This window comes from Pseudomonas sp. efr-133-TYG-5, assembly GCF_030209175.1.
Lineage (GTDB): Bacteria > Pseudomonadota > Gammaproteobacteria > Pseudomonadales > Pseudomonadaceae > Aquipseudomonas.
The window spans coordinates 255,846-279,044 of sequence record NZ_JARVSM010000007.1 but is presented as its reverse complement, the minus strand read 5'-3'; the positions used below and the strand labels follow the sequence as shown (position 1 = coordinate 279,044).

General features: G+C 64.4%; 25 protein-coding genes and 1 pseudogene. 15 read left to right on the top strand and 11 right to left on the bottom strand.

Annotated features, from left to right (window positions below; all coding sequences use genetic code 11):
* The first annotated feature begins 11 nt into the window (after positions 1–11).
* The 3 genes from QRN70_RS23270 to QRN70_RS23260 all read left to right on the top strand — a co-directional run bounded on the left by QRN70_RS23270 (position 12) and on the right by QRN70_RS23260 (position 3,267).
* Positions 12–674: a response regulator gene (locus QRN70_RS23270; protein ID WP_285420231.1), complete on the top strand. Its 663-nt coding sequence runs from the start codon at positions 12–14 to the stop codon at positions 672–674.
* Complete coding sequence (locus QRN70_RS23265) at positions 671–2,062, top strand: ATP-binding protein (protein ID WP_285420230.1); 1,392 nt, start codon at positions 671–673, stop codon at positions 2,060–2,062. The genes QRN70_RS23270 and QRN70_RS23265 overlap by 4 nt, the downstream gene beginning before the upstream one ends.
* Before the next feature lie 92 nt (positions 2,063–2,154).
* The gene (locus QRN70_RS23260) at positions 2,155–3,267 is read left to right on the top strand and encodes an aromatic ring-hydroxylating dioxygenase subunit alpha (protein WP_285420229.1); all 1,113 of its coding nucleotides are present in this window, start codon (positions 2,155–2,157) and stop codon (positions 3,265–3,267) included.
* A gap of 1 nt (position 3,268) precedes the next feature.
* On the opposite strand, the gene QRN70_RS23255 is transcribed toward QRN70_RS23260, so the two are convergent.
* The 5 genes from QRN70_RS23255 to QRN70_RS23235 all read right to left on the bottom strand — a co-directional run bounded on the left by QRN70_RS23255 (position 3,269) and on the right by QRN70_RS23235 (position 7,282).
* Positions 3,269–4,531, bottom strand: a complete 1,263-nt coding sequence (locus QRN70_RS23255; RefSeq protein ID WP_285420228.1) for an MFS transporter — start codon at positions 4,529–4,531, stop codon at positions 3,269–3,271.
* A gap of 159 nt (positions 4,532–4,690) precedes the next feature.
* The gene (gene arsH / locus QRN70_RS23250) at positions 4,691–5,392 is read right to left on the bottom strand and encodes an arsenical resistance protein ArsH (protein WP_285420227.1); all 702 of its coding nucleotides are present in this window, start codon (positions 5,390–5,392) and stop codon (positions 4,691–4,693) included.
* Between the two features lie 12 nt (positions 5,393–5,404).
* On the bottom strand, positions 5,405–5,875 hold the full coding sequence (locus QRN70_RS23245) for an arsenate reductase ArsC (RefSeq protein WP_285420226.1): 471 nt from the start codon (positions 5,873–5,875) through the stop codon (positions 5,405–5,407).
* Positions 5,876–5,918: 43 nt separating this feature from the next.
* Positions 5,919–6,266, bottom strand: a complete 348-nt coding sequence (locus QRN70_RS23240) for a metalloregulator ArsR/SmtB family transcription factor (protein ID WP_285420225.1) — start codon at positions 6,264–6,266, stop codon at positions 5,919–5,921.
* Positions 6,267–6,349: 83 nt separating this feature from the next.
* Complete coding sequence (locus tag QRN70_RS23235) at positions 6,350–7,282, bottom strand: LysR family transcriptional regulator (protein ID WP_285420224.1); 933 nt, start codon at positions 7,280–7,282, stop codon at positions 6,350–6,352.
* 133 nt (positions 7,283–7,415) lie between these two features.
* On the opposite strand from QRN70_RS23235, the gene QRN70_RS23230 reads away from it, so the two are divergent.
* Together QRN70_RS23230 and QRN70_RS23225 are read left to right on the top strand one after the other, a co-directional pair.
* The gene (locus tag QRN70_RS23230; protein WP_285420223.1) at positions 7,416–9,077 is read left to right on the top strand and encodes a GMC family oxidoreductase; all 1,662 of its coding nucleotides are present in this window, start codon (positions 7,416–7,418) and stop codon (positions 9,075–9,077) included.
* Positions 9,078–9,213: 136 nt separating this feature from the next.
* A complete protein-coding gene (locus tag QRN70_RS23225) occupies positions 9,214–10,836 on the top strand; it encodes an MFS transporter (protein ID WP_285420222.1) in 1,623 nt (540 codons plus the stop codon).
* Positions 10,837–10,908: 72 nt separating this feature from the next.
* On the opposite strand, the gene QRN70_RS23220 is transcribed toward QRN70_RS23225, so the two are convergent.
* A complete protein-coding gene (locus QRN70_RS23220; RefSeq protein WP_285420221.1) occupies positions 10,909–11,277 on the bottom strand; it encodes a DUF427 domain-containing protein in 369 nt (122 codons plus the stop codon).
* A gap of 254 nt (positions 11,278–11,531) precedes the next feature.
* On the opposite strand from QRN70_RS23220, the gene QRN70_RS23215 reads away from it, so the two are divergent.
* From QRN70_RS23215 to QRN70_RS23200, 4 genes are all read left to right on the top strand, one after another.
* Positions 11,532–13,475 (top strand): DNA topoisomerase III, encoded by a 1,944-nt coding sequence (locus tag QRN70_RS23215; protein WP_285420220.1) that lies wholly within the window; start codon positions 11,532–11,534, stop codon positions 13,473–13,475.
* Positions 13,476–13,562: 87 nt separating this feature from the next.
* On the top strand, positions 13,563–14,066 hold the full coding sequence (locus QRN70_RS23210; RefSeq protein ID WP_285420219.1) for a GNAT family N-acetyltransferase: 504 nt from the start codon (positions 13,563–13,565) through the stop codon (positions 14,064–14,066).
* A gap of 46 nt (positions 14,067–14,112) precedes the next feature.
* Positions 14,113–14,403 carry a hypothetical protein gene (locus QRN70_RS23205; RefSeq protein WP_285420218.1) on the top strand — a complete coding sequence of 97 codons (291 nt, stop codon included), beginning with the start codon at positions 14,113–14,115 and terminating at the stop codon, positions 14,401–14,403.
* A gap of 176 nt (positions 14,404–14,579) precedes the next feature.
* Positions 14,580–14,909 carry a hypothetical protein gene (locus QRN70_RS23200; RefSeq protein WP_285420217.1) on the top strand — a complete coding sequence of 110 codons (330 nt, stop codon included), beginning with the start codon at positions 14,580–14,582 and terminating at the stop codon, positions 14,907–14,909.
* A 150-nt stretch (positions 14,910–15,059) separates the two neighbouring features.
* Here the strand turns inward: QRN70_RS23200 and cynR are convergent, their stop codons facing one another.
* Positions 15,060–15,941 carry a transcriptional regulator CynR gene (cynR, locus tag QRN70_RS23195; protein ID WP_285420216.1) on the bottom strand — a complete coding sequence of 294 codons (882 nt, stop codon included), beginning with the start codon at positions 15,939–15,941 and terminating at the stop codon, positions 15,060–15,062.
* 120 nt (positions 15,942–16,061) lie between these two features.
* Between cynR and cynS the strand changes: the two genes are divergently transcribed.
* From cynS to QRN70_RS23175, 4 genes are all read left to right on the top strand, one after another.
* Positions 16,062–16,529, top strand: coding sequence for a cyanase (gene cynS, locus QRN70_RS23190; protein ID WP_285420215.1), 468 nt, complete (start codon positions 16,062–16,064; stop codon positions 16,527–16,529).
* A 79-nt stretch (positions 16,530–16,608) separates the two neighbouring features.
* Positions 16,609–16,845 (top strand): DUF2790 domain-containing protein, encoded by a 237-nt coding sequence (locus QRN70_RS23185; RefSeq protein ID WP_285420214.1) that lies wholly within the window; start codon positions 16,609–16,611, stop codon positions 16,843–16,845.
* A gap of 12 nt (positions 16,846–16,857) precedes the next feature.
* Positions 16,858–17,517, top strand: coding sequence for a carbonic anhydrase (locus QRN70_RS23180; RefSeq protein WP_285420213.1), 660 nt, complete (start codon positions 16,858–16,860; stop codon positions 17,515–17,517).
* A 171-nt stretch (positions 17,518–17,688) separates the two neighbouring features.
* Complete coding sequence (locus QRN70_RS23175; protein WP_285420212.1) at positions 17,689–18,462, top strand: alpha/beta fold hydrolase; 774 nt, start codon at positions 17,689–17,691, stop codon at positions 18,460–18,462.
* A 45-nt stretch (positions 18,463–18,507) separates the two neighbouring features.
* Here the strand turns inward: QRN70_RS23175 and QRN70_RS23170 are convergent, their stop codons facing one another.
* The 4 genes and pseudogenes from QRN70_RS23170 to glsB form a co-directional block, all read right to left on the bottom strand.
* A complete protein-coding gene (locus QRN70_RS23170) occupies positions 18,508–20,010 on the bottom strand; it encodes an aldehyde dehydrogenase family protein (RefSeq protein ID WP_285420211.1) in 1,503 nt (500 codons plus the stop codon).
* 66 nt (positions 20,011–20,076) lie between these two features.
* Positions 20,077–20,463, bottom strand: coding sequence for a CZB domain-containing protein (locus tag QRN70_RS27890; protein WP_502941675.1), 387 nt, complete (start codon positions 20,461–20,463; stop codon positions 20,077–20,079).
* Positions 20,464–20,499: 36 nt separating this feature from the next.
* A pseudogene (locus QRN70_RS27885) lies at positions 20,500–20,757 on the bottom strand (methyl-accepting chemotaxis protein); the annotation flags it as partial.
* A gap of 497 nt (positions 20,758–21,254) precedes the next feature.
* Positions 21,255–22,163: a glutaminase B gene (gene glsB, locus QRN70_RS23160; RefSeq protein ID WP_285420209.1), complete on the bottom strand. Its 909-nt coding sequence runs from the start codon at positions 22,161–22,163 to the stop codon at positions 21,255–21,257.
* 260 nt (positions 22,164–22,423) lie between these two features.
* Between glsB and QRN70_RS23155 the strand changes: the two genes are divergently transcribed.
* The gene (locus QRN70_RS23155; RefSeq protein ID WP_285420208.1) at positions 22,424–22,627 is read left to right on the top strand and encodes an HvfA family oxazolone/thioamide-modified RiPP metallophore; all 204 of its coding nucleotides are present in this window, start codon (positions 22,424–22,426) and stop codon (positions 22,625–22,627) included.
* 56 nt (positions 22,628–22,683) lie between these two features.
* Complete coding sequence (locus QRN70_RS23150) at positions 22,684–23,196, top strand: HvfX family Cu-binding RiPP maturation protein (protein WP_285420207.1); 513 nt, start codon at positions 22,684–22,686, stop codon at positions 23,194–23,196.
* The last annotated feature ends 3 nt before the right edge of the window (positions 23,197–23,199 follow it).

Here is a 23,199-nt window from a genome sequence, read left to right as displayed (position 1 = left end):
CAGGAGTCCAGGTGCGTTTATTACTGATCGAGGATGACGTGGCTCTCGGCGAGGGCATTCATCAGGCGCTGGGGCGCGAGGGCTACACCGTCGACTGGCTCAAGGACGGCAGCAGCGCCCTGCACGCCCTGCTCAGCGAAACCTTTGATCTGGCGGTGCTCGATCTCGGCCTGCCGCGCATGGACGGCCTCGAAGTGCTGCGGCGCTTGCGCGACAGCGGCTCGACCCTGCCGGTGCTGATTCTCACCGCCCGCGACGCCACCGAGGACCGCATCGCCGGGCTCGACGCCGGCGCCGACGACTACCTGGTCAAACCCTTCGACCTCAACGAGTTGAAGGCTCGCCTGCGCGCCTTGCTGCGACGCAGCGCCGGCCGCGCCCAGGCGTTGATCGAACATGCCGGGATCAGCCTCAACCCCGGCACGCAGCAGGTCAGCTATCACGGTCAACCCGTGGCGCTGACGCCCAAGGAATATCAGCTGTTGCACGAACTGCTGTCGCCGCCAGGGCGGGTCATCACCCGCGATCACTTGATGCAACTGCTCTACGGCTGGAGCGAAGAAGCCGAGAGCAACACCCTGGAAGTGCACATCCATCACTTGCGCAAGAAATTCTCCACCGAGCTGATCCGCACCATTCGTGGCGTCGGTTATCTGGTGGAGGAACGTCGATGAGTTCGATCCGCCGCCGCACCCTGACCCTGATTATCGGCCTGCTGCTCGCCGGCCTGGCGGTGCTCAGCGTGTTCAACCTGCACGACAGCAATCACGAGATCGCCGAGGTCTACGACGCGCAACTGGCGCAGAACGCGCGGATGCTGCAAGGCGTGATGCGCATGCCACTGGCGAGCCGGCAGCACGCCGAGTTGTACCGCGCCTTCAACACCGCGTTGGGCGAGGCGGTGCCGCACGGCGACGGTCATCCGTACGAACGCAAAATCGCTTTCCAGGTGTGGAACCCGAGCGGTGACGTCCTGGTGCACACGGCCAGCGCGCCGTCCTTCAGCACGCCGCCCACCCAGCCGGGCTTCAGCGATGTGGTCGATCTGAACAACCGCCACTGGCGCGCCTTCCTTCTCGAAGACCAGCAGAACGGCCTGCGCATCTGGGTCGGCGAACGCGATGACGTGCGCGCCGATCTGGTCGACCGCATCGTTCGCCATACGCTGTGGCCCAACGTGATCGGCAGCCTGCTGCTGGCGGCGATGGTCTGGCTGGCCATCGGCTGGGGCCTCAAACCGTTGACGAACATGGCTGCGGCATTGCGCGCGCGGCACGGCGGCTCGCTCGAACCGCTGCAACTGACGCCGCTGCCCAATGAACTGGAACCGATGCAAGCCGCGCTCAACCGCATGCTCGCGCAGATTCAGGAAGTGCTGGGCCGCGAGCGCCGCTTCATCGCCGACGCCGCCCACGAGATGCGCACACCGCTGGCGGTGCTGCGGGTGCACGCGCAGAACCTGCAAGAGGCCGGCACCGAACAGCAGCGTCGCGAGTCGCTGGCCTTCCTCATCGCCGGGGTCGACCGCACCAGTCGCCTGGTCAACCAGTTGCTGACCATGGCGCGCCTCGAACCCAAGGCCAATGCCCCGCTCCTGCAACGTCTGGACCTCAGCGAAACGGTGCGCAACAGCCTGGTGCAATTGACGCCGTGGCTGCTGAGCAAACACCTGGAGCTGGCCTTCGATGTCAGCGCTCAGCCCTTCCCGGTGCTGGCCGATGCCGCTGCCATCGACATCGCCCTGAACAACCTGATCAGCAACGCCGCCACCTTCTCGCCCGAGCATGGCGTGATCACCGTGCAGCTGAGCCACGCCGACGGCTTCTGCCATTTGAGCGTCGAAGACCAGGGGCCGGGGATCGATGAAGCGGATCGCGAGCGCCTGTTCGAACGCTTCTACAGCCGCGGCAACGCGCAGGGTGCAGGGTTGGGCCTGACCATCGTCGCCACCATCGCCACCCGCCTGGGCGGGCGCATTACGCTGGCCAATCGCGCCGACGGCGGCTTGCGTGCGACGTTGTCGATTCCGACCGCCCGGCAGGCCACCTCGCCGCCAGGCTGAGGGCCTGTCGCGCACGGGTGAACTGCATGGGCGTGTGCACGCTCAAAGCGTTTTCAGGCCCATTCCCTTCCCAGCCCTTTTGGTCGCTGCACATGCTCAAGAACCTGTGGTACGTGATTCTCCCCGCCGCGCAATTGACCGATGCCCTGCGCCCCGTGCGCCTGCTCGGCCAGCCGTTCGTGGCCTTTCGCGACAGCAGCGGCAAGGCGCGGCTGCTCTCCGATGTCTGCGTGCATCGCGGCGGCTCGCTATCGGCCGGGGCCAAGGTCGGCGACAGCGTGCAGTGTCCCTACCATGGCTGGCGCTTCGACGGCGACGGCCGCTGCGTGGAGATTCCCGCGCAACCGACGTTGCGCATCCCGGCGAAGGCGCGCGTCGATGCCTACCCGACGCAGGAACGCTACGGCTGGATCTGGGCCTTTCTCGGCGATCTGCCCGAGGCCGAGCGCCCGCCGCTGCCGACGCTGGACTGGCTCGAGAACCCCGACGTGCGAGTGGTCAGCGGCCACTTCGACTGGCAGGCCAATTGGGAGCGGGTCATCGAAAACGGCCTGGACTTCGCCCACGCGCCGTTCGTGCATGGCAACACGTTCGGTGACCCGGCGCAGCCGCAGATCGACGCGTTCGACGTTGCCAGCGATGACTGGCAGGGACAGGCGCGCATGCTGATGAAGCGGCCCCGGCGCAGCGGCCTGTTGCGACGCAAATCCGCCACCGAACGGATCAGCGTGGTGACCTTGCCGGGCTATCATCTGTCCGGGCCGTGCACCACCCTGGAACTGCAATTGCCCAACGGCTGGCGGATCTACATCGTCGCCGCCCATGTGCCGGTGGATGCCCACCACACCCGCACCTGGTGGCTGATGGGGCGCACGTTTCTGCGCTCGCGCTGGCTCGACCGGCGTTTTGTCGCGAGCAATCTGAAGATTTTCCGCGAGGATCACGCGGTGTTGAAAAACGTCCGCCCGGAACGCGTGCCCGACTCCTGGCAGCAGGAGGTGTCGCTGAAGTCCGACGCGTTGCAGATCGCCTTGCGCCAACGCGTGCGCGAACTCGAGCGGCAGGGCTGGCAGATCGATGAAGCCCGGCTCGCCCGCGACTTCAACGGACGCAAGGCGTGCGCCATCCCCTGCCCCGAACGCCGTCAGAGCAGCGCCTGGGCCATCGAGCCGATTCCGCTGGTCGACGTGACCGCCGAGGGTTGAGTCAGGGCACCGCAGCCGACGGCGGTGTGCCCGCCAGGTCGCTGGCTTGCCGGGCATCGCCATGCAAGGTTTCCGGCACGGCCAGCCACAGCAGGAGCAGCGCCGCGGCCGCGACCGCCGCCAGGGTCAGGAACGCGGCGCTGTAGCCCGCCGCTTGCACCACAAACCCGGCGAGGCTGTTGCTCAACGCGGCGCCCAGACCGAACACGGTCGACAGCGCACCGAGGCTGATATTGAAGTGACCGGTGCCCTGGGTCAGGTCTTTGACCACCACCGGGAACAGTGCGCCGAAGATCCCCGCGCCGACGCCATCGAGCAACTGCACCGCCACCAGCCACCACGGGTCGTCGGACAGCACATACAACACACCGCGCAGCGGCAGGATCAAGAATCCGGCCAGCAGCAACGGCTTGCGCCCCCAGACATCGGCCTTGGCCCCCACCAGCAGCGCAATCGGCACCATCACCAGTTGCGCGGCGACGATGCACGCCGATGTCAGCGGCGTGGCCATGTGCAAATTGGCCTGCGCCAGTTTCTGACTGACCAGCGGCAGCATCGCGGCATTGGCCAGGTGAAACAGCGCGCAGCAAATCGCGAACATCAGCAACGGCCGGTTGCCGAACAGCACGGCCATGCCCGAAGGCTGCTGGCCCTGCCCGGCGCCAGTGGGGTCGAGGCCGCGGGCGATATCGTGATCGATGGCTTCGGCCGAAACGAACGACACCGCAATCACGCTGCCCAGCGCCATGACCGCCATCAGGTAGAACACCGCCACCGGGCCGAACAGCCAGGCGAACAGCCCGGCCAGCAACGCGGCGCAGGCGTTGCCGGCGTGGTTGAAGGTTTCGTTGCGCCCGGTGCGCCGGGTGAAGGCGCGCGGCCCGCTGATGCCCAGGGTGATGGCGCAAATGGCCGGGGCGAAGATCGACGCCGCCACGGCGCTCAGTGCTTGCGTCAGCGCCACCAGGCTGAACGAGGTGACGAAGGGCAACAGCAGACAACTGCCGGTGACCAGCAGCGCGGCGACCGCGATCAAAGCGCGTTTGTAGCGCGTGGCGTCGACCAGCGCTCCCGCCGGCGTCTGGGTGATCAGCGCGGCGATCCCGGCAATGGTCATCACCAGGCCAATGCTCGCCGGCTGCCACTGGTGCACCGCCAGCAGGTAGATCGCCAGATAAGGGCCGAGGCCGTCACGCACGTCGGCGAGGAAGAAATTCAGGCTGTCCAGCGACAGGTTGTTGCGGCGATCGAGATGAGTGGCCACGGCTTGGGTCTTCGGTATTCGAGGTTCGGCGACATGACTCAACCTCCCGCCAAAGCAGTGACCTGCGGCCCCAGCGTTTAGTTTCACCCGCCCGGCAGCACTTGCTGCGGCGACGAAAAAGCCCGCCCGGCGGTCACCGGGCGGGCTGGTTGGTGGCCCTCAGAGCGAGCGCTGGTTGACCCGCGCCATCAGTTGCTCGGCGCTCTCCTTGCGCTCCGAGTAGCGATCCACCAGCAGTGCCTGGCTGTCGCGCAACAGCACGGTGAACCGGACCAGTTCTTCCATCACGTCGACCAAGCGATCGTAGTACGCCGACGGTTTCATCCGCCCCGCCTCGTCGAACTCCATATAGGCCTTGGGCACCGAGGACTGGTTGGGGATGGTGAACATGCGCATCCAGCGGCCCAGCACGCGCAATTGATTGACCACATTGAACGACTGCGAGCCCCCGCAGACCTGCATCACCGCCAGCGTCTTGCCCTGAGTCGGCCGAACCGCGCCGAGGGCCAGCGGGATCCAGTCGATCTGCGCCTTGAACACCGCCGACATCGAGCCATGCCGCTCCGGCGAGCACCAGACCTGGCCTTCCGACCAGAGCACCAGCTCGCGCAACGCCTGGACTTTCGGATGCTCTACCGCCACGTCATCGGGCAATGGCAGTTCCGACGGATTGAACAGGCGCGTCTCGGCGCCGAAATGCTCGAGCAGGCGCGCGGCCTCCTCCACCAGCAAACGGCTGAACGAGCGTTCGCGGGTCGAACCGTACAACAGCAGGATGCGCGGTTTGTGCGCACCCGGCGGCAAGGCGATGGGCGGGCCGTCGAACAGGTGGTGATCAAGGTTGGGCAGGTGCTGTGACATGGGTCCTCCAGCTCAGAGCGAGCCGATGCGATTCAGCTCGCGCTGAAGTTGATCACGGCCCAGGGTAGGAAAAGGCAGGTCGAGGAAGGCGCGGCAGCGGCGCTCGATCTGTGCCAGGGTGGCGCGAAATGCAGCGTCGATGGTCGCTTCATCGCCGCTGACATCGGACGGATCCGCCAGGCCCCAATGCGCCTTCAGGGCCGGGCCGAAGTACACCGGACAGCTCTCGCCGGCGGCCTTGTCGCAGACGGTGATGACGATGTCCGGTGGATTGTCGGCGAAGGCGTCATTGCCTTTGCTGGACAGGCCGGCGACAGCGATGCCGGCCTGCTGCAAGGTCGACAGGCTGCGCGGCAACACCTGGCCCTTGGGAAAACTGCCGGAACTGATCGCCGTGAAACCGGGCGGTGCCAGATGGTTGAACAGCGCTTCGCAGAGAATGCTGCGGCAACTGTTGGCCGTGCACATGAACAGGATTCGCATGGGGAGGCTCCGGAGACTTCGGGCAGACATAGAGATCGGGGGTTCAGCAGCAGGCGGCATCGCGCACGGGCCGCCCGTCCATGCTGTGCAGGCGCGCGGCGTTGTGTTGCAGCCAGTCGGCGTTGGCCTGCAAGGTCACTTGCAGGATTTCCCCAACCCAGGCGGGCAGCTCGGGGTTGAGCCGGTAATACACCCACTGGCCCTGACGGCGATCGAGCAACAGGCCGTTGCTGCGCAATTGGGCCAGATGGCGGCTGATTTTCGGCTGGCTGTCGTCCAGCGCACACATCAGCTCGCAGACGCACAACTCACCTTGATCGGCGATCAGCAGCGTGGCGCGGGCGCGAGTTTCGTCGGCCAGACTCTTGAACAGTTCGGCGGGCGTGATCACCAGGCAGCACCTCGTATATATGGAAAATCGAATATACGGATTTCCATATATAAAGCAACCACGCGCTGAGTGACGCCCGGTCTTCAGTCACTGCCATCCCGGCAGGCCTCGGCGGTGGACGGCGGCTCGCAGGCGTTGAGCAACAACCCCTGCTCCGCCGCGCATAACCCCACCACGTAATCCCAGACCACCCGCAGGCGTACTGATTTGTGCAGCTCGCGGCGGGTGCTGATCCAGTAGCTGCGCTCGATGCTCTCGTCCGGCAGCAACGCCACCAGCTGCGGGTCGGACGCGGCCATGTAACACGGCAGCACGGCGATCCCCAGGCCGGAGCGCGCGGCCTGCTGCTGGGCGATGACGCTGGTGCTGTGGAAGACCACACGCGGGTTGCGGCAGAAGCTGTTGAGGAACATCAGTTCCTGGCTGAACAACAGGTCGTCGACGTAGCCGATCCAGGCATGCCGAGCGAGGTCTTCGCGGCTGCGCAGCGGCGGTGCGCTGTCCAGATAGGCCTGGCTGGCGTAGAGCGCGAGGCGGTAGTCGGTGAGTTTGCGGGTGACCAGCATGTCGGCGGCCGGGCGTTCGAGGTGAATGCTGATTTCCGCCTCGCGATTGAGGATGCTGACGAAGCGCGGCACCGCCACCAGCTCCACTTCCAGGCCCGGATAGCGCTCGAACAGACCGATCATGCGCTGCGCCAGAAACATCACGCCGAGGCCTTCGGTCACCCCGACACGGATCTTGCCCAGCGGTGCGGTGGACTGGGTGATTTCTTCCTGGGCCAGCAGTGCGACGTTTTCCATGGCCTCGGCGTGCTTGAGCAGCGCCTCCCCCGCCGGCGTCATTTCGTAGCCCTGGGCATGCTGGACGAACAGCGCGGTGCCGAGGCTCTTTTCGATGGCCTCGATGTGCCGGGCAACGGTGGCATGGGTGGTGTTGAGACGGCGCGCGGCGGTCAGCAAACGGCCGCTGCGCTGCAACTCGAGAAAGAACCGCAGGTCGTTCCAGTCGAACATGGCTTGTCCTTGTCGGCTATCGTCAAACAATGCTGTTTAAAAACGCACAGCGGCTGCGCAAAAACTAACATTCTTTTAACGAAAGCTAACAACTAGAGTGTCCGACAACAAAAACAAGAAGTGAGGTCAGGGAATGCAGACTTCCCTCGATGAATACGACTACATCGTGGTCGGCGCCGGCCCCGCCGGCTGTTTGCTGGCCAATCGACTGTCGGCGGACGCTGGCCAGCGCGTGCTGTTGCTGGAGGCCGGCGGGCGTGACAACTATCCGTGGATTCACATCCCCGTCGGTTACCTGTTCTGCATCGGCAACCCGCGCACCGACTGGTGCTTCAAGACGGAACAACAACCGGGCCTTGCCGGGCGCGCGCTGAGCTATCCGCGCGGCAAGGTGCTGGGCGGCTGCTCTTCGATCAACGGCATGATCTACATGCGTGGCCAGGCCGGCGATTATGACGGCTGGGCGGCGGCAGGCAATCCGGGCTGGGCCTGGAACGACGTGCTGCCACTGTTCAAGCAGAGCGAAAACCACTTTGCTGGCGCCGCTGAATTTCATGGCGACCAAGGCGAATGGCGGGTCGAACGCCAGCGTCTGTCGTGGCCGGTTCTCGATGCCTTTCGCAGCGCCGCCGAACAGAGCGGCATCGCCAGCATCGACGATTTCAATCAGGGCGACAACGAAGGCTGCGGCTACTTCCAGGTCAACCAGAAGGCCGGCGTGCGCTGGAACGCGGCCAAGGCGTTTCTCAAGCCGATTCGCCACCGCGCCAACCTGACCGTGCTGACCGAGGTCGAGGTTGACCGGGTGCTATTCGAGGAAGGTCGCGCGGCCGCCGTCAGCGCCCGTTGGCAGGGCCAGGTCAGACGCTTCAAGGCGCGCAAGGAAATAGTCCTGTGCGCCGGTTCGGTGGGCTCGCCGGGCATCCTGCAGCGCTCCGGGATCGGCCCGCGACCGCTGCTGGAGAAACTCGGCATCGGCGTCACGCATGAACTGCCGGGAGTCGGCGGCAATCTGCAGGATCACCTGCAACTGCGCCTGATCTATCGACTGGACAACGCCCGCACCCTCAACCAGATCGCCGGCAGCCTGTGGGGCAAGATGGGCATGGGCCTGCGCTATCTGTATGACCGCAGCGGGCCACTGTCGATGGCGCCGAGTCAGCTCGGCGCGTTCGCCCGCTCCGGGCCGGAACAGACCTCGGCCAACCTCGAATACCACGTCCAGCCGTTGTCGCTGGAGCGTTTTGGCGAACCGCTGCACAGCTTCCCGGCGTTCACCGCGTCGGTGTGTGACTTGCGGCCGCAGAGCCGTGGCCGGGTGGACATTCGTTCGGCGGACCCGCAGGCGGCACCGCTGATCCAGCCCAATTACCTCAGCCATCCCGAGGACCTGCGCGTGGCCGCCGACGCCATTCGCCTGACCCGCCGGATTATCAGTGCCCCGGCCCTGCAAGCGTTCAACCCGGTGGAATACCTGCCCGGCGCCAGCCTGCAAACGGAACAACAACTGCACGAAGCGGCGGCGAAGATCGGCACGACGATTTTCCATCCGGTGGGCACCTGCCGCATGGGCAACGATGCCGACGCGGTGGTCGATGCGCAGTTGCGCGTGCATGGCGTCCCCGGCCTGCGCATCGCCGATGCCTCGATCATGCCGTGCATCACCTCGGGCAACACCTGTTCGCCTACGCTGATGATTGCCGAGAAGGCCGCCCAGCTGATCCTTACGCCACCGGTGAACAGCGCCATTGCAGGAGCGAGCCCGCTGGAGAATGCGCTCGCCCATTCAACATAGAGATTGACGCAAAGTGCGCCTTCGCGAGCAGGCTCGCACCCCGCGTTTTTTGCACCAGAGAACAAAGGCATCACGCGACACCCGGACATGCAGCACCAGTGGAACAACAAAAACAATCACTGTGAGGGATACCGATATGTCAGAACACGTTCAGCCGCTGGACGTCGCGCGCAGCGCGGACACCAGCCCCGATACCCGCAAGGTCATCTTCGCCTCGTCCCTGGGGACGGTGTTCGAATGGTATGACTTCTTTCTCTACGGCGCCCTGGCGGCGGTCATCAGCAAGCAGTTCTTCGCCGGGGTCAACGACACCACGGCGTTCATCTTCGCCCTGATGGCGTTCGCGGCAGGGTTTATCGTGCGGCCGTTCGGCGCGCTGGTGTTCGGTCGGTTGGGGGACATGATCGGGCGCAAATACACCTTCCTCGCCACCATCATCCTGATGGGCGTGGCGACCTTCTGCGTCGGCCTGCTGCCGACCTACGCCAGCATCGGCATCGCCGCGCCGATCATCCTCGTGCTGCTGCGCATGCTCCAGGGCCTGGCCCTCGGCGGCGAATACGGCGGCGCCGCGACCTACGTGGCGGAACACGCGCCGATCGGCAAGCGTGGCTTCCACACCAGCTGGATTCAGTCCACCGCGACCCTCGGCCTGCTGCTGTCGCTGCTGGTGGTACTCGGTTGCCGCTACTTCACCGGCGATCAGTTCGAAGTGTGGGGCTGGCGCATTCCGTTCCTGCTGTCGATCGTGCTGCTGGGCATTTCCACCTGGATTCGCCTGAGCCTGCATGAATCGCCGGCGTACCTGAAGATGAAAGAGCAAGGCAAAACCTCGCAGGCGCCGATTCGCGAATCCTTCGGCAAATGGGAAAACCTCAAGGTGGTGCTGATCGCCCTGTTCAGCATCAACGCCGGGCAGGCCGTGACCTTCTACGCCGCGCAGTTCTACGTGCTGTTCTTTCTCACCCAGTTCCTCAAAATGGATCCGGCGGTGGCCAACAGCCTGCTGATTATCAGCGTGGTGATCGGCGCGCCGTTCTTCATCATCTTCGGCTGGCTATCGGACAAGGTCGGGCGCAAACCGGTGCTGATGCTCGGCCTGCTGCTGGCCACGGCGCTGTACTTCCCGATCTTCAAATCGCTGGCGCACTACGCCAACCCGGCGATCGACCAGGCCAGCCGCCAGGCGCCGATCACCGTGGTGGCCGACCCGGCCACCTGCACCTTCCAGTTCGATCCGGTGGGCAAGGCCAAATTCGACAGCCCATGCGACAAGGTCAAGACCTTCCTGGTCAAACAGGGCCTGCCCTACACCAGCGTCGCGGCGCCCGCCGGCAGCGCGGTGCAGGTGAGCGTCGGCGATGTGAAACTCGACGGTTTCGATGAATCGGCCCTGCGCGGCGCGGTGACCCTCGCCGGCTACCCGCAACAGGCCGACCTGCAACAGATCAACAAACCGATGATCGTCGCCCTGATCGTCGCGCTGATCATCATCTCCGCGATGTGCTACGGGCCGCTGGCGGCGTTGATGGTCGAACTGTTCCCGACGCGCATCCGCTACACCTCGATGTCCCTGCCCTACCACATCGGCAACGGCTGGTTCGGCGGCTTCCTGCCGACCGTATCGTTCGCGCTGGTGGTCTACACCGGGGATATTTTCTACGGCCTGTGGTACCCGGTACTGGTGACCGCGGTGAGCCTGGTGGTGGGGATGATCTGTCTGCGCGAGACGAAGAATATCGATCTGGACAAGAACTGATCGCGAGTCGATAAACCGGCTGAGGGAGCCTGCTCCCTCAGCGCACCGGCATACCTCCCACCGCTTTGCCGCTCAGGCATCCGCCTTGATCACCTCGAATTTCACTTGATCGGGATAGAACGCCACATAGTTCTTGATCTGATCGACCGAGATCTTCGGCTGTTCGTAGGTCCACACCGCATTCGCCCCTTCATGTCCCGGTACCTGCAGGCTGAAGTAGCTGGCGTCGCCCTTGTACGGGCAATAACTGGTGTGGTCGGTGCGGGCGAAGTATTTTTCGTCGATGTCTTCGCGCGGGACGTAGTACACCGGCGGATAGTTGGCCTCGTTCAGCACCAGCACATGGGACGACGCAGCGACCTGGATGCCATGGAATTTCACCACCAGGCAACCTGGAAGTTCTTCGACAGTGATCACGGGGCTGGGACCGGAGCTTTTCATGGGGTTCTCCTGAAGACGGCGAAGAGACCGGTTCAGGTATAACCCATGCCATGGGATTACGCCGGATTCGCAGCCGAACGGTTTCCCGCTGCAATGAAACCGCGACGCCCGAAGTATCTGCGCCTTCGCCACACTGCCGCCCGGTCATTTGCGGCAATGCTTTTATCTGTATATCCATACAGATAAAAGTTGCTCCGTTGCGCAAGTCCGGCCATTCTGTGCGCCTCTGCGGGCAATGATCGACGATGGTGGTTATGCAGCTGTACCTCTGTGAAAAACCTTCCCAGGCCAAGGATATCGCGGCCGTGCTCGGCGCCAGGCGCCGGGGCGACGGCTGCTGGCTGGGAACGGATGTCACGGTGACCTGGTGCATCGGCCACCTGCTGGAAACCGCCCCGCCGGACGCCTACGACGCCCGCTACAAACGCTGGGTACTGGCGGACCTGCCGATCATCCCGGACAAATGGAAGATGACCGTCAAGCCACGCACCGCCAGCCAGTACAAAGCGGTGAAGCGGCTGCTCGGCGAAGCCAGCGAGCTGATTATCGCGACCGACGCCGACCGCGAAGGCGAGATGATCGCCCGCGAGCTGGTCGAGCATTGCCGCTATCGCGGGCCGATCCGCCGCCTGTGGCTGTCGGCGCTGGACGAGGCGTCGATCCGCAAGGCCCTGGCGGCACTCAAACCGGGGGCGGAAACCTTCAGCCTCTATCACTCGGCGCTGGGGCGCTCGCGCGCCGACTGGCTGATCGGCATGAACATGAGCCGCCTGTTCACCCTGCTCGGCCGCCAGTCCGGCTACCAGGGCGTGCTGCCGGTGGGCCGGGTGCAGACGCCGACCCTGCGCCTGGTAGTCGATCGCGATCGCAGCATCGCCGACTTTGTCCCGGTGGCGTACTGGGCCATCGAAGTGCAGTTGCTTCACGACGGCACGCCGTTCACCGCGCAATGGCGCGCGCCAGGCGATGTCTGTGACGATCAGGATCGCTGCCTGGATCAGGCGCTGGCCCAGCAAGCCGCGGCGGCACTCGGCAGCGCCGCCAGTGCCCGGGTGGTCAAGCTGCGCACCGAGCGCATGCGCGAAGTGGCACCGCTGCCCTTCGACCTCGGCACCCTGCAGGAAGTCTGTTCGAAGAAACTCGGCCTCGGCGCCCAGGAAACCCTCGACATCGCCCAGGCGCTCTACGAAACCTACAAAGTCATCACCTATCCGCGCAGCGACTGCGGTTACCTGCCGCTGAGCCAGCACAGCGAGGCGCCGGGGATTCTCGCCGCGCTGCGCCAGGCCGACCCAGGCCTTGCAGCGCTCGAGGGCTTTCTCGAGCCGCAGCGCAAATCCCGCGCCTGGAACGACGGCAAAGTCAGCGCCCACCACGGCATCATCCCCACCGCCGCGGCGAAGCATCTGGAAAAGCTCAGCGGCAAGCACCGCGCGGTCTACACGCTGATTCGCGCACGCTATCTGGCGCAGTTCCTGCCCAACCATGAATACGATCGCACCCAGGCCGACTTCGACTGCGCCGGCCAGGCATTGCGCGCCGTCGGCAAGCAGATCATCGAACCGGGCTGGAAGCGCGCCCTACCTGAAGCGCTGGCCCCGGCCAAGGGCCGCGAAGCACCGGCACCGCAAACCCTGCCGGCGCTGACCCAGGGTGCCGAGTGCGCCGTGGCCGAGGTGAAGCTCAAGGACCTGTGGACACAACCGCCCAAGCCCTACACCGAAGGCGACCTGATCAAGGCAATGAAGAACGTCGCCAAACTGGTGGAAGATCCCCTGCTCAAGCAGAAACTCAAGGACACCACCGGCATCGGCACCGAGGCCACCCGCGCCTCGATCATCCAGGGCCTGTTGGATCGCGGCTACCTGGTGAAGAACGGCAAGGCCCTGGCCGCGACCCCGGCAGCATTCAGCCTGATCGATGCGGTGCCCCGAGCCATTGCCGACCCCGGCACCACGGCCATCTGGGAACAGGCGCTGGACATGGTCCAGAGCGGCGAAATGAGCCTGGAAGAATTCGTCACCAAACAGGCGGCCTGGATGAGCAAGCAGGTCAGCCGGTGCGCCGGCCTGAGCCTGACCATCAGCGGCCCGCCACCCACCGGCAAGGCTGCGGCGCCGTGGAAGAAAAAGCGCAAGTCGACCCGCAGTAAAACACCAGGCAGCGCCAGGCGGGCGGCGAAACCGGCAGCCAGCTAGTCCGCTGGCACCCGGCACGGCAACTGATCGTGTGCCGTTGGCGAAGCAATCGACAATACTCAGGTCTTGTCTCCAGAGCTCGCCAACATGTCCATCATCGAGCTGCACCCCGCCCAGCGCGACGAACTGCAAATCATCGAGAACCTGATGCAGTTCTACCTGTACGACTTCAGCCAATGGTTGCCGCTGAAACTGGCTGAACACGGCTTCTTCCGGATCCAGCCACTGGACGATTACTGGCGCCTGCCGGCAACCCGACCGTTCCTGCTCAGGGTCGACGGTGAGTTGGCGGGGTTCGTGAGCGTGGATGACGACATTCACCTCAACGGCGCCGAGTACAACATCGGCTATTTCTTCGTCAGCCGGCGCTTCCGTGGCCAAGGCGTCGCGCAGTTTGTCGTCTCTGCCCTCTTGAGCCGCCTGCCCGGGCAATGGCAGATTTTCCACATCGACGCCAACCGCCCGGCACAGCGCTTCTGGGCGCGGATCATCGCTGATCTGAGCGGCGGCGAATTCACCCGGCAGCAGCGTACGGTCAACGGTTATCCGTGCACCTTCTACGGCCTGCACAGCCCCGCAGCCGTTGCCTGAACCCGCCTTTTTCTAATTCCAGAAAGACTTTGTCGGACAATATGTAGTGAGCAAAAATAATCACTACAAAACCGTTGACGGCACCGTTTTGCTTTTGCATGATGCAGACGTCTCCCCGATCGGGAGCACTGGCAACACGCTTGAGCAAGCTCGTCTGACCGCCGAGCTGTTTTTTCCGGATACACGCTGCCCACAAGGCAGATTGAAGAAGCTGACCTGGCCTGAACGTCCAGTACAAGGACGAGAAACGCTGGCGAAAATTCTCAAGACGCTTGTGGTCGACCCTGAAAACGTCGTCAAGGAGCCTCCCGGTTTTCGCTGCTTCTCCTCGTTGTGACGCTATTGCGTAGCAGTTATTCAACACGACTACATGCAACAGATGCATGACCCCGTACTCCACACGGGCGACCGCTGACGTCCTGGTTTCGGTGCCAGGGATCAACTAACCGATGGGCTACCTGTATTAGCGAATCAACTTTGAAAGATCACCAAACTGGTCAAGGGGCAAACATTATGAATCTGAACAATCAACCTACTATCGAAGAACTGGCTCGTATGTTCGCGGCGCAGAAAGACAGCCACGACAGCCATATTCTGTGGATCAGCAAGTCGGGTCAGGTGCATATCGACTGCCTGTCGCCCCACGCTGGTGAAGAAGAATTCGACCGCAACAACCAGAACCTGCTGGCCCGCCTGAAGATGTACCGCCGTGGCCACGGTTATGTCGGCAAAAAAGCCGCGGCCGACAAGGACTTCATCGGCAGTGTCCTGCAGACGCTGAAACAGGCGTGGGATTCGATGCAGAACAACAATGAAGTTCGGGTGATTGATCGGTTCTACTAAGTTCGACGTTACATAAATAAAAGGGCCTGCTCCGATAAGGAGCAGGCCCTTTTTTTGTCTCTGGCCTGCACCGCCGATCTACAGGTGCTGGCTTGCCAGAGATGCAGGGCGCAGCGTCAACCGCTGCTTTCCTGGCCTGGCGAATAGCGCTCAGCGGATCTCCCTTTCCAGCACCAGTTGCATAAACGCCGTGGCGGCCGCGCTGTGATAGTTGTTCTTGCGCCGCAACAACGCCGCGCCACGCTGTGGCGCCTCACTGCGCAATTGTAACCGGCACAAGGCCCGGTCCTCGGTGGCAATCGCCTCCGGCAGCATCGTCGCAATCGGCGCATGGCGGATCACCTCGAGCAAGGTGCTGACCGAATTCACTTCGATCTGCACCTTCGGTGTGATGCCGTGCTGGCGGAAATACTCATCGATCGACAACCGCGTGATGAAGTCCGGCGCCAGCAAGGCGAAGTCCAGTTGCGCGACATCGCTCGGACTCAGCAGCACAGGGCTGTCATACAGCGGATGCTCGCGCCCGACCATAACCCCCAGGGTCTCGACAAACGCCGGAATGCATTCGATGTCCGGGTTGCGCACCGGCGTGAACGCAATCGCGATGTCCAGCGAATCGTCCGCCAGCCCGGCTTCGATGTCGTCCATCGACAGCTCGAAGATTTGCAGGTGAATCCGCGGAAACCGCGCGACGTAATCGCGCACCAGCGGCCCGACCAGGTAAGCCATGAATGTCGGCGTCATGGCCAAGCGCAGGCTGCCACGGGACAGATCCTTGACGTCATGCAGGGCGCGTTTGCCCGCCTCCAGTTCCACCAGCACCCGCCGCGCGCATTCGATGTACGCCTCGCCGGCGTCGGTGGGTTTGACCGAACGCGACGTGCGGTCGAACAACTCCACGCCGAGGCTTTCTTCCAGTTGGCGGATCTGTTGCGACAAGGTCGGCTGCGAGACATGCAGGGCCTCGGCCGCGCGGGTGAAGCCGCCGTGATCAGCCACGGCCAGCAGGTAACGCAAGTGTCGCAGCAGCATCGGGGCGCTCCATCTATAGGCTGTACTTATGCTTAGCATTGTATATCGGTCTTGGACGCTATGGAGCAATCGGCAGAAGATCACTCCACACCAGCAAGCCAACCCGCAAGGAGTGACACCATGCAACAGTCCCACGCTTACAACGACGCCAGCCTGGCCCTGACTACCCGCGCTCTGGATGCCAAGGCCCGCAAGAACCTGTCGTGGCAGGATCTGGCCGACGACACCGGCCTGAGCCTGGCCTACGTCACCGCTGCCCTGCTCGGCCAGCATCCGCTGCCACAAGCCGCCGCCCAGGTGGTGGGCGACAAGCTTGAGCTGGACGCCGCCGACATCGCCGCCCTGCAAATCATTCCGCTGCGCGGCAGCCTCGGTGGCGTGCCGACCGACCCGACCATCTACCGTTTCTACGAGATGATCCAGATCTACGGCACCACCCTCAAAGCCCTGGTTCATGAGCAGTTCGGCGACGGCATCATCAGCGCGATCAACTTCAAGCTCGACATCAAGAAAGTCGAAGACCCGGAAGGTGGCTCCCGCGCGGTGATCACCCTCGACGGCAAGTTCCTGCCGCTGCGTCCGTTCTGATCCATCCCGGCCCGCACGGTGTGCGGGCCGACCCTGACCCCGATTGCAACCGTCACCACATTCGACTGGAGGCTGTCCCATGCAAAAAATTCTGTTGACCCTGGCCCTGCTCGCCGGCCTGACCGCCCAGGCCCATGCCGCCGATGAGGCTGTCGCCTATCGCTACGGCATGACCCTGGACATTGCTCAAGTGCTCAGCATCACCCCGGTTGCCGACGTCTGTGGCGTGGTCCCGGTAGAAATGACCTACCTCGACAGCCATGGCGGCAAACACATTCTGCAGTACAGCGAATTCGGCAGCGGCTGTTCGAACTGAGAGGACCACACCATGAAAAACCTGATCGATGGTTTCCTGAAATTCCAGAAAGAAGCCTTTCCGCAACGCAGCGAATTGTTCAAGCACCTGGCCACCACCCAGCAGCCGGGCACGCTGTTCATCACCTGCTCCGACAGCCGCGTGGTGCCGGAACTGCTGACCCAGCAAGAGCCCGGCGAGCTGTTCGTGATTCGTAACGCCGGCAATATCGTACCGTCCTATAGCCCGCATCCGGGCGGGGTGTCGGCGACGGTGGAGTACGCGGTGGCGGTCCTCGGCGTGAGCGATATCGTCATCTGCGGCCACTCCGATTGCGGTGCGATGACCGCCATCGCCCAGTGCAAATGCATGGATCACCTGCCCGCCGTCAGCGGCTGGCTGCAGCACGCCGAGTCGGCCAAAGTGGTCAACGAGTCACGCCCACATGCCAGTGACGCAGCCAGGTTGAGTTCGATGGTGCGAGAGAACGTGATCGCGCAGCTGGCGAACATCCAGACCCACCCGAGCGTGCGCCTGGCGCAGGAGCAGGGTCGGCTCAACCTGCACGGCTGGGTGTACGACATCGAGACCGGTTCGATCGATGCCTTGAGCGCCGACCGCCGCACCTTTGTCGCCCTGGCCGAGCATCCGGCAACGTGCGCGGTGCACGGCCAGGCCATCAATGCGGCCTGAAACGAACGCCCCGCGCCGTCGGGGCGTTGCCCTTTGTATCAGTGTGTAGCCTGAGCCCCGCCAGACACAGTTCCTTGCACCCGCCATGGGCGGCGGACACACCGCCGATACAGCCAGCGCCTTGAATGGGCCCTGTCGCTGTACCCCTCCTCCCCATTCAAGGAATACCCAATGAACAAGTTGTTTGCAGGCCTGGCCCTCGCCGCTCTCGTCGGCGCCTCTTCGGCCATGGCCGCGGATGTCAAACCGACCGTGGTCCTGGTGCACGGTGCCTTCGCCGATTCCAGCAGCTGGAACGGTGTGGTGAAGATTCTGCAACAGGACGGTTATCCGGTGATCGCCGCCGCCAACCCGCTGCGCTCGCTCAAGGGCGATGCGCAATCGGTGGCGGACGTACTGGCCACGATCAAGACGCCCGTGGTGCTGGTCGGCCATTCCTACGGCGGGCCGGTCATCAGTGCCGCCGCGTATGGCAATGCCAATGTCAAGGGGCTGGTGTACGTCGCCGCGTTGGCGCCCGAAGCGGGTGAAACCGTCGCCGGGCTGGCCGGACGCTTCCCGGGCAGCACCCTCGGGCCGACCCTGGCGGCGCCGGTCGCACTGCAGGATGGTGGCAAGGATCTGTACATCCAGCAGGACAAGTTCCATGACCAGTTCGCCGCCGACGTACCGAACGCCGCCGCGCAGTTGATGGCCGCGACGCAGCGCCCGGTGACCGAGGCCGCCCTCAACGAAGCGGCTGGCGAGCCGGCGTGGAAATCGATTCCGTCATGGTTCGTCTATGGCGACCAGGACAAGAACATCCCGCCGCAAGCCATGGCGTTCATGGCGCAGCGGGCACACGCCAGACAGACCGTGGTGGTCAAGGGCGCGTCTCATGTGGTGATGGTGTCGAACCCGAAAACCGTGGCCCACCTGATCGAATCCGCGGCGCGCAGCCAATGAGCCGACGCCGCGCCCGTCCTGACGACGGGCGCGGCGTTGCAGGTTTCAGCGTTTCACGCCGAGGTCGATCTGCGTCATGCGGCTGCGCACGGTGAACACGCCATCGCCGGACAGAATCGCGCTGCGGGCAAACAGGCGCCCGCTCTCCCAGTTGGAAAGACCCAGCTCCGGCTTGTTCAAGGCGTACTGACCATCGACCCAACGGGTGATGCCATTGCCCACGAACGGCGCGTTGACCGCATTGTAGAAACGCTCCTGCGTCGCCGCGTCTTCGCTGATCAGCGAGACGGTGAACTGCGGGCTGTAGCGGTTGAACAAGGCAATCGCCTGATCCAGGTCGTCAACCAGCATCAGGCTGACTTCCGGGGTTTCTTCCCATTCCCACTCGCGCCCCAATTGCGCCTCCGGCAACGGTTCGGCCAGGGCCTCGGTCTGGTAGCCCTCGGCGCGGTAGACCTCGACTGTCGCGTCGCGCCATTCGCCCGGCAGGCAACCTTCGCTGCCTTCGACGATGTGCAGTTTGCAGCCCTGGCCACGGGCGGTGCCGGCCTGCTGCAAGGCATCGAGGAACAACGGCACCAGCTCGCCGGCACGCTCGCGCTGGATCAGGCAGACGTTGAGGGTGTTGCAGACCTTGCGGTCCAGCGAGTTGCGCACCACGGCCGCGAAACGCCTGGCATCGGCGTCACGGTCGGCGATCAGCCAGGCACCGCCGGTGCCGTGCAGGCTGACGGCGGTACCCGCCTGTTGGGCGATGCTGCCCAGCTGGCTGACCGCACGCCCCGAACCCCGGGCCACGGCCAGCGACAGACGGCGGTCGGCGAACATCGCCCAACCGGCGGCGTGATTGACGCTCTCGACCAGTGACACCGCGCCCGGCGGCAGACCGGCCGCCGCCAGCGCCGGGTTGAGCGCATGGCTGACGATGGCCTGCGCCGTGCCCAGCGCGTCGCTGCCAATGCGCAGCACGGCGGTGTTGCCGGTACGCAGCACCCCCGCGGCGTCGGCAAACACGTTGGGCCGGCCTTCGAACACGAAGGCGACGATGCCCAGCGGCGACACCACCTGCTCAACCTTCCAGCCGTCATGCTCGACGCTGCTGATGACCTTGCCGCGCGTGGCCGGCGCATCCCGCCAGGCACGCAGGCCGGCGATCATGTCACGGCGCATGCGTTCATCGGCGAGCAAGCGGGTGGTGGAACGCCCGCGCGCCTTGGCCCGTTCGATGTCGGCGAGGTTGGCCGCCTCGATCTGCGTCCAGCAATCCGGGGTCTCCAGACGCTCGGCAAACAGATCGAAGAAACGGCTGATCGCCTCATCGGGCACCGCCGACAACGCCGTGAACGCCGTTGCTGCGCGCTCGATCGCCACGGCAGCCGCCTGCTGATCCGCCACCGGAATCAGCAGCAGCTCGCCACTGACCTGCTCGACCAGCAGGTGATCGCCGGGTCGAAAGCGCTCGGCCAGTTCGGGGCTGACCACGGTGACGCGGTTACCAGCGAAAGGGATAGGCGTGCCAGCGACGAGACGTTCGAGCGCAAGAGACATGAAACGGATTCACCATGCAGAGGAGCGGGCGAAAAATGTATAGCAAAAGTCCCCGAGCGTCACGCCTCAGGCAGGCGATTGCAGACGCGCGTGCAGTACGCCTTTGACAGTCCGCATCACCGCGGCGTTGGCCTGCTCCATCTGCCCGACCTGGCGCAGCGTTTCCTCCAGCTCACCCCGGGCATGAGCCTGCAGCGCGGCCTGGCCGCTGCTGTGCACCAGACGATGCGGCACCTCCATGCGGCGGAAGTCGGCATCACGTTGCTGGCCGTGGTTCTGCGCGCCGTAATACCACTGGCCGAACAGGCATTCGGTTTCATCCGGCAGTGTCAGTGGTGCCTGCGGCCCGGGGTTGAGCAAGCGGTCATACACCGTGACTTTCAGCGTCAGCTCTTGCAGGTTGGCCAGTTCGATGTCGGACAGCAGGTGCGACTGGTCGATCTCACGCTGCATCTGCTGCGCCTGATCGTACATGCCGGCCATGGCGGCGGCGGTCTGATCGATGATCGCGCCGAACGCGGCGGACACCTGGCTCTGCGCAGAGATGTCTCGTTTGGCCTGGCCGATCTCGTCCTGGATGGCCGAGGTCTCCTTGATGATCTCGCGGGTGGCCTCGGCGGTCTTTTCCGCGAGCAGGCGCACCTCGCCGGCGACTACCGCAAAGCCGCGCCCGGTGTCGCCGGCGCGGGCGGCCTCGATGGCGGCATTGAGCGCCAGCAGGTTGGTCTTGCGCGCGATGTCGCTGATCAGGTCGACGATGCGGTCGATCTCGCTGGCGCGGCTGACCAGATGAGTGATCGCCCCTTCAAGCGCTTCGAGCCCGGTGGCCATGACCCGCGACTGTTCCTGCAAATGGCCGACCTGCTCGCGGTTGGCGATGGCCGCACTGGCCACGGCGGCGGCGCGTTGATGGTTGAGTTTCAGGCGCTGGTTGAGCATCGAGAAAGATTCGCTGACCGGCGCCAGCGAGTTGCCGCAGGTCAGCAAGTGCTGCGCCAGGCCGCGGAAGAAATCCCGCTCGCGGCGCTCGTTCGCGTGGGCGCCGAGCAGCGTCTCATCGCTCTGCGCAGGCGCCGGTTGCGTCACCACCACCGTCTCACCAGCGTCTGCGCGTGCTTTTTTGCGCCATGTGAACATCATCGCTTCATCCCCCCCGACGCCAGTGCGTCAAAAGCGCGGGACGATACGAATGAAGCGCGCCGGATCACACCTCCAATTGTGCGAAAAAGCGCCAGACCACGTGCCTAGAACACCGACCAGCCGATCCGCGAGCTGAGCATTTCCAGCGCCGCCATGCCCGCCAGGGAGTTGCCTGCAGCGTTGAGCTCCGGCGACCACACGCACACCGTGAACTGCCCCGGCACCACCGCGACGATGCCGCCGCCGACGCCGCTCTTGCCCGGCAGGCCGACACGGTAGGCGAAGTTGCCCGCCTCGTCGTAGAGGCCGCTGGTGGCCATGATCGAGTTGACTTGCTGGGTCTGCCGGCGGCTCAGGATCTGTTCGCCGCTGTGCTTGCAGAAGCCGTCGTTGGCCAGGAAGCAGAACGCACGGGCCAGGTCGATGCAGCTCATGCGCAGGGCGCAGTGGCTGAAGTAGCTGCGCAGCACCGCTTCGACGTCGTTGTGGAAGTTACCGAAGGACTGCATCAGGTAGGCCATCGCCGCGTTGCGGGCGCGGTGCTGGTATTCGGATTCGGCGACCTTGCCGTCGACCATCACCTGCGGATTGCCCGACAGGCGCCGGACGAAGTCGCGCATCGACAGGGCCGGCGCGGCGAAGCGCGACTGGTTGATGTCGCAAATCACCAGGGCCCCGGCGTTGATGAACGGGTTGCGCGGCCGGCCGCGTTCGAATTCCAGCTGCACCAGCGAGTTGAACGGCTGGCCGGACGGTTCATGGCCGAGGCGTTCCCAGATCGCTTCGCCGGAGTGTTCGATGGCCTGCACCAGGCTGAACACCTTGGAAATACTCTGCACCGAGAACAGCGTCTCGGCGTCGCCGGCGCTGTACATCTCGCCGTCGTTGCCATACACGGCGATGCCCAGTTGATTGGCCGGCACAGTGCCGAGGGCGGGAATGTAGTCAGCCACCTTGCCCTGCCCGATCAGGGGCCGGACAGCGTCAAGGATCTCGTTCAACAGCGCTTGCATGCCGGGTTCCGAAGTCTCGCCCCATGGGATTGCGGGGACACGGAGGCTAGACGCCGCCGAGCGAGCCCGGATCACACCGCCAGCGTACGGAGTTGCCGCCGCGTGTATCACAGTGTGTACCGCGGCGGCGCAGACACACGATCGCGCTAATTCCCCCCTGCCGGCGACACATCGCCGATACACCCCGACGCTGAAATGCACCTGTCGACCGTCACTGCCGGTCCGGCCCTGCCACTCACTCAATGCGACGGAGATTGACCATGAACCGACTCTCGAAAACTTCCCTGACCCTCGGCCTGCTGCTGGCCGGCGGCCTGACCCTGGCCAACGCCGCGTCGGCCTCCGAAGCCTTCCGCACCAAGCCTCTGGAACACGGCTACAGCCAGGCGCAGGCCGCCACCGACAGCGCGGAAAAAACCGCGGAAGGCAAATGCGGCGAAGGCAAGTGCGGCGCCAGCGAGTAAACCCTGCACGGGGCACGCCGCGGCCCCTTTTTCTCTGACTGACCGGAGCCCTTTTCATGACCACAGCTCTCTCGACCGCCGTCAAAGGCCTGCACCTGAACCTCGATCGCGCCGGCCAGTGGCTGGCGCCGCTGACCCTGCGCCTGTTCATTGCCTGGGAATTCTTCGAATCGGGCCTGGAGAAATTCAACGGCCAGAACTGGTTCGAAGACATCCAGGAACGCTTCCCCTTTCCCTTCGATCACCTGCCCGCGACTCTCAACTGGGAGTTGTCGATGTGGGCGGAATTGATCGGCGCCGTGGCGATCCTGATCGGCCTCGGTACGCGATTCTCGGCGATGGCGCTGATCGTCGTGACCATCGTCGCCACCGCCGCCGTGCACTGGCCGGCCGACTGGTCGACCCTGAGCGAACTGGCTCAGGGCTACGCGATCACCAACAAGGGCTTCGGCAACTTCAAACTGCCGGCGATCTACCTCGCCGCGCTGGTGCCGCTGGTGTTCGCCGGGGCCGGCAGGTTGAGCATCGATGCCTGGCTGGCCCGGCGCTTCTGGCGCCGTGGCGCGTAAACC

What these genes read in the sequence shown, in the direction of transcription:
- QRN70_RS23225 (WP_285420222.1), top strand. Translation starts at nt 9,214, where the DNA reads ATGTCAGAACACGTTCAGCCGCTGGACGTCGCGCGCAGCGCGGACACC.
- glsB (WP_285420209.1), bottom strand. Translation starts at nt 22,163, where the DNA reads ATGCAAGCGCTGTTGAACGAGATCCTTGACGCTGTCCGGCCCCTGATC.
- QRN70_RS23155 (WP_285420208.1), top strand. Translation starts at nt 22,424, where the DNA reads ATGAACCGACTCTCGAAAACTTCCCTGACCCTCGGCCTGCTGCTGGCC.
- QRN70_RS23180 (WP_285420213.1), top strand. Translation starts at nt 16,858, where the DNA reads ATGAAAAACCTGATCGATGGTTTCCTGAAATTCCAGAAAGAAGCCTTT.
- QRN70_RS23210 (WP_285420219.1), top strand. Translation starts at nt 13,563, where the DNA reads ATGTCCATCATCGAGCTGCACCCCGCCCAGCGCGACGAACTGCAAATC.
- QRN70_RS23230 (WP_285420223.1), top strand. Translation starts at nt 7,416, where the DNA reads ATGCAGACTTCCCTCGATGAATACGACTACATCGTGGTCGGCGCCGGC.
- QRN70_RS23245 (WP_285420226.1), bottom strand. Translation starts at nt 5,875, where the DNA reads ATGCGAATCCTGTTCATGTGCACGGCCAACAGTTGCCGCAGCATTCTC.
- cynS (WP_285420215.1), top strand. Translation starts at nt 16,062, where the DNA reads ATGCAACAGTCCCACGCTTACAACGACGCCAGCCTGGCCCTGACTACC.
- QRN70_RS23235 (WP_285420224.1), bottom strand. Translation starts at nt 7,282, where the DNA reads ATGTTCGACTGGAACGACCTGCGGTTCTTTCTCGAGTTGCAGCGCAGC.
- arsH (WP_285420227.1), bottom strand. Translation starts at nt 5,392, where the DNA reads ATGTCACAGCACCTGCCCAACCTTGATCACCACCTGTTCGACGGCCCG.
- QRN70_RS23150 (WP_285420207.1), top strand. Translation starts at nt 22,684, where the DNA reads ATGACCACAGCTCTCTCGACCGCCGTCAAAGGCCTGCACCTGAACCTC.
- QRN70_RS27890 (WP_502941675.1), bottom strand. Translation starts at nt 20,463, where the DNA reads ATGCAGCGTGAGATCGACCAGTCGCACCTGCTGTCCGACATCGAACTG.
- QRN70_RS23215 (WP_285420220.1), top strand. Translation starts at nt 11,532, where the DNA reads ATGCAGCTGTACCTCTGTGAAAAACCTTCCCAGGCCAAGGATATCGCG.
- QRN70_RS23175 (WP_285420212.1), top strand. Translation starts at nt 17,689, where the DNA reads ATGAACAAGTTGTTTGCAGGCCTGGCCCTCGCCGCTCTCGTCGGCGCC.
- QRN70_RS23170 (WP_285420211.1), bottom strand. Translation starts at nt 20,010, where the DNA reads ATGTCTCTTGCGCTCGAACGTCTCGTCGCTGGCACGCCTATCCCTTTC.
- QRN70_RS23185 (WP_285420214.1), top strand. Translation starts at nt 16,609, where the DNA reads ATGCAAAAAATTCTGTTGACCCTGGCCCTGCTCGCCGGCCTGACCGCC.
- QRN70_RS23265 (WP_285420230.1), top strand. Translation starts at nt 671, where the DNA reads ATGAGTTCGATCCGCCGCCGCACCCTGACCCTGATTATCGGCCTGCTG.
- QRN70_RS23200 (WP_285420217.1), top strand. Translation starts at nt 14,580, where the DNA reads ATGAATCTGAACAATCAACCTACTATCGAAGAACTGGCTCGTATGTTC.
- QRN70_RS23260 (WP_285420229.1), top strand. Translation starts at nt 2,155, where the DNA reads ATGCTCAAGAACCTGTGGTACGTGATTCTCCCCGCCGCGCAATTGACC.
- QRN70_RS23220 (WP_285420221.1), bottom strand. Translation starts at nt 11,277, where the DNA reads ATGAAAAGCTCCGGTCCCAGCCCCGTGATCACTGTCGAAGAACTTCCA.
- cynR (WP_285420216.1), bottom strand. Translation starts at nt 15,941, where the DNA reads ATGCTGCTGCGACACTTGCGTTACCTGCTGGCCGTGGCTGATCACGGC.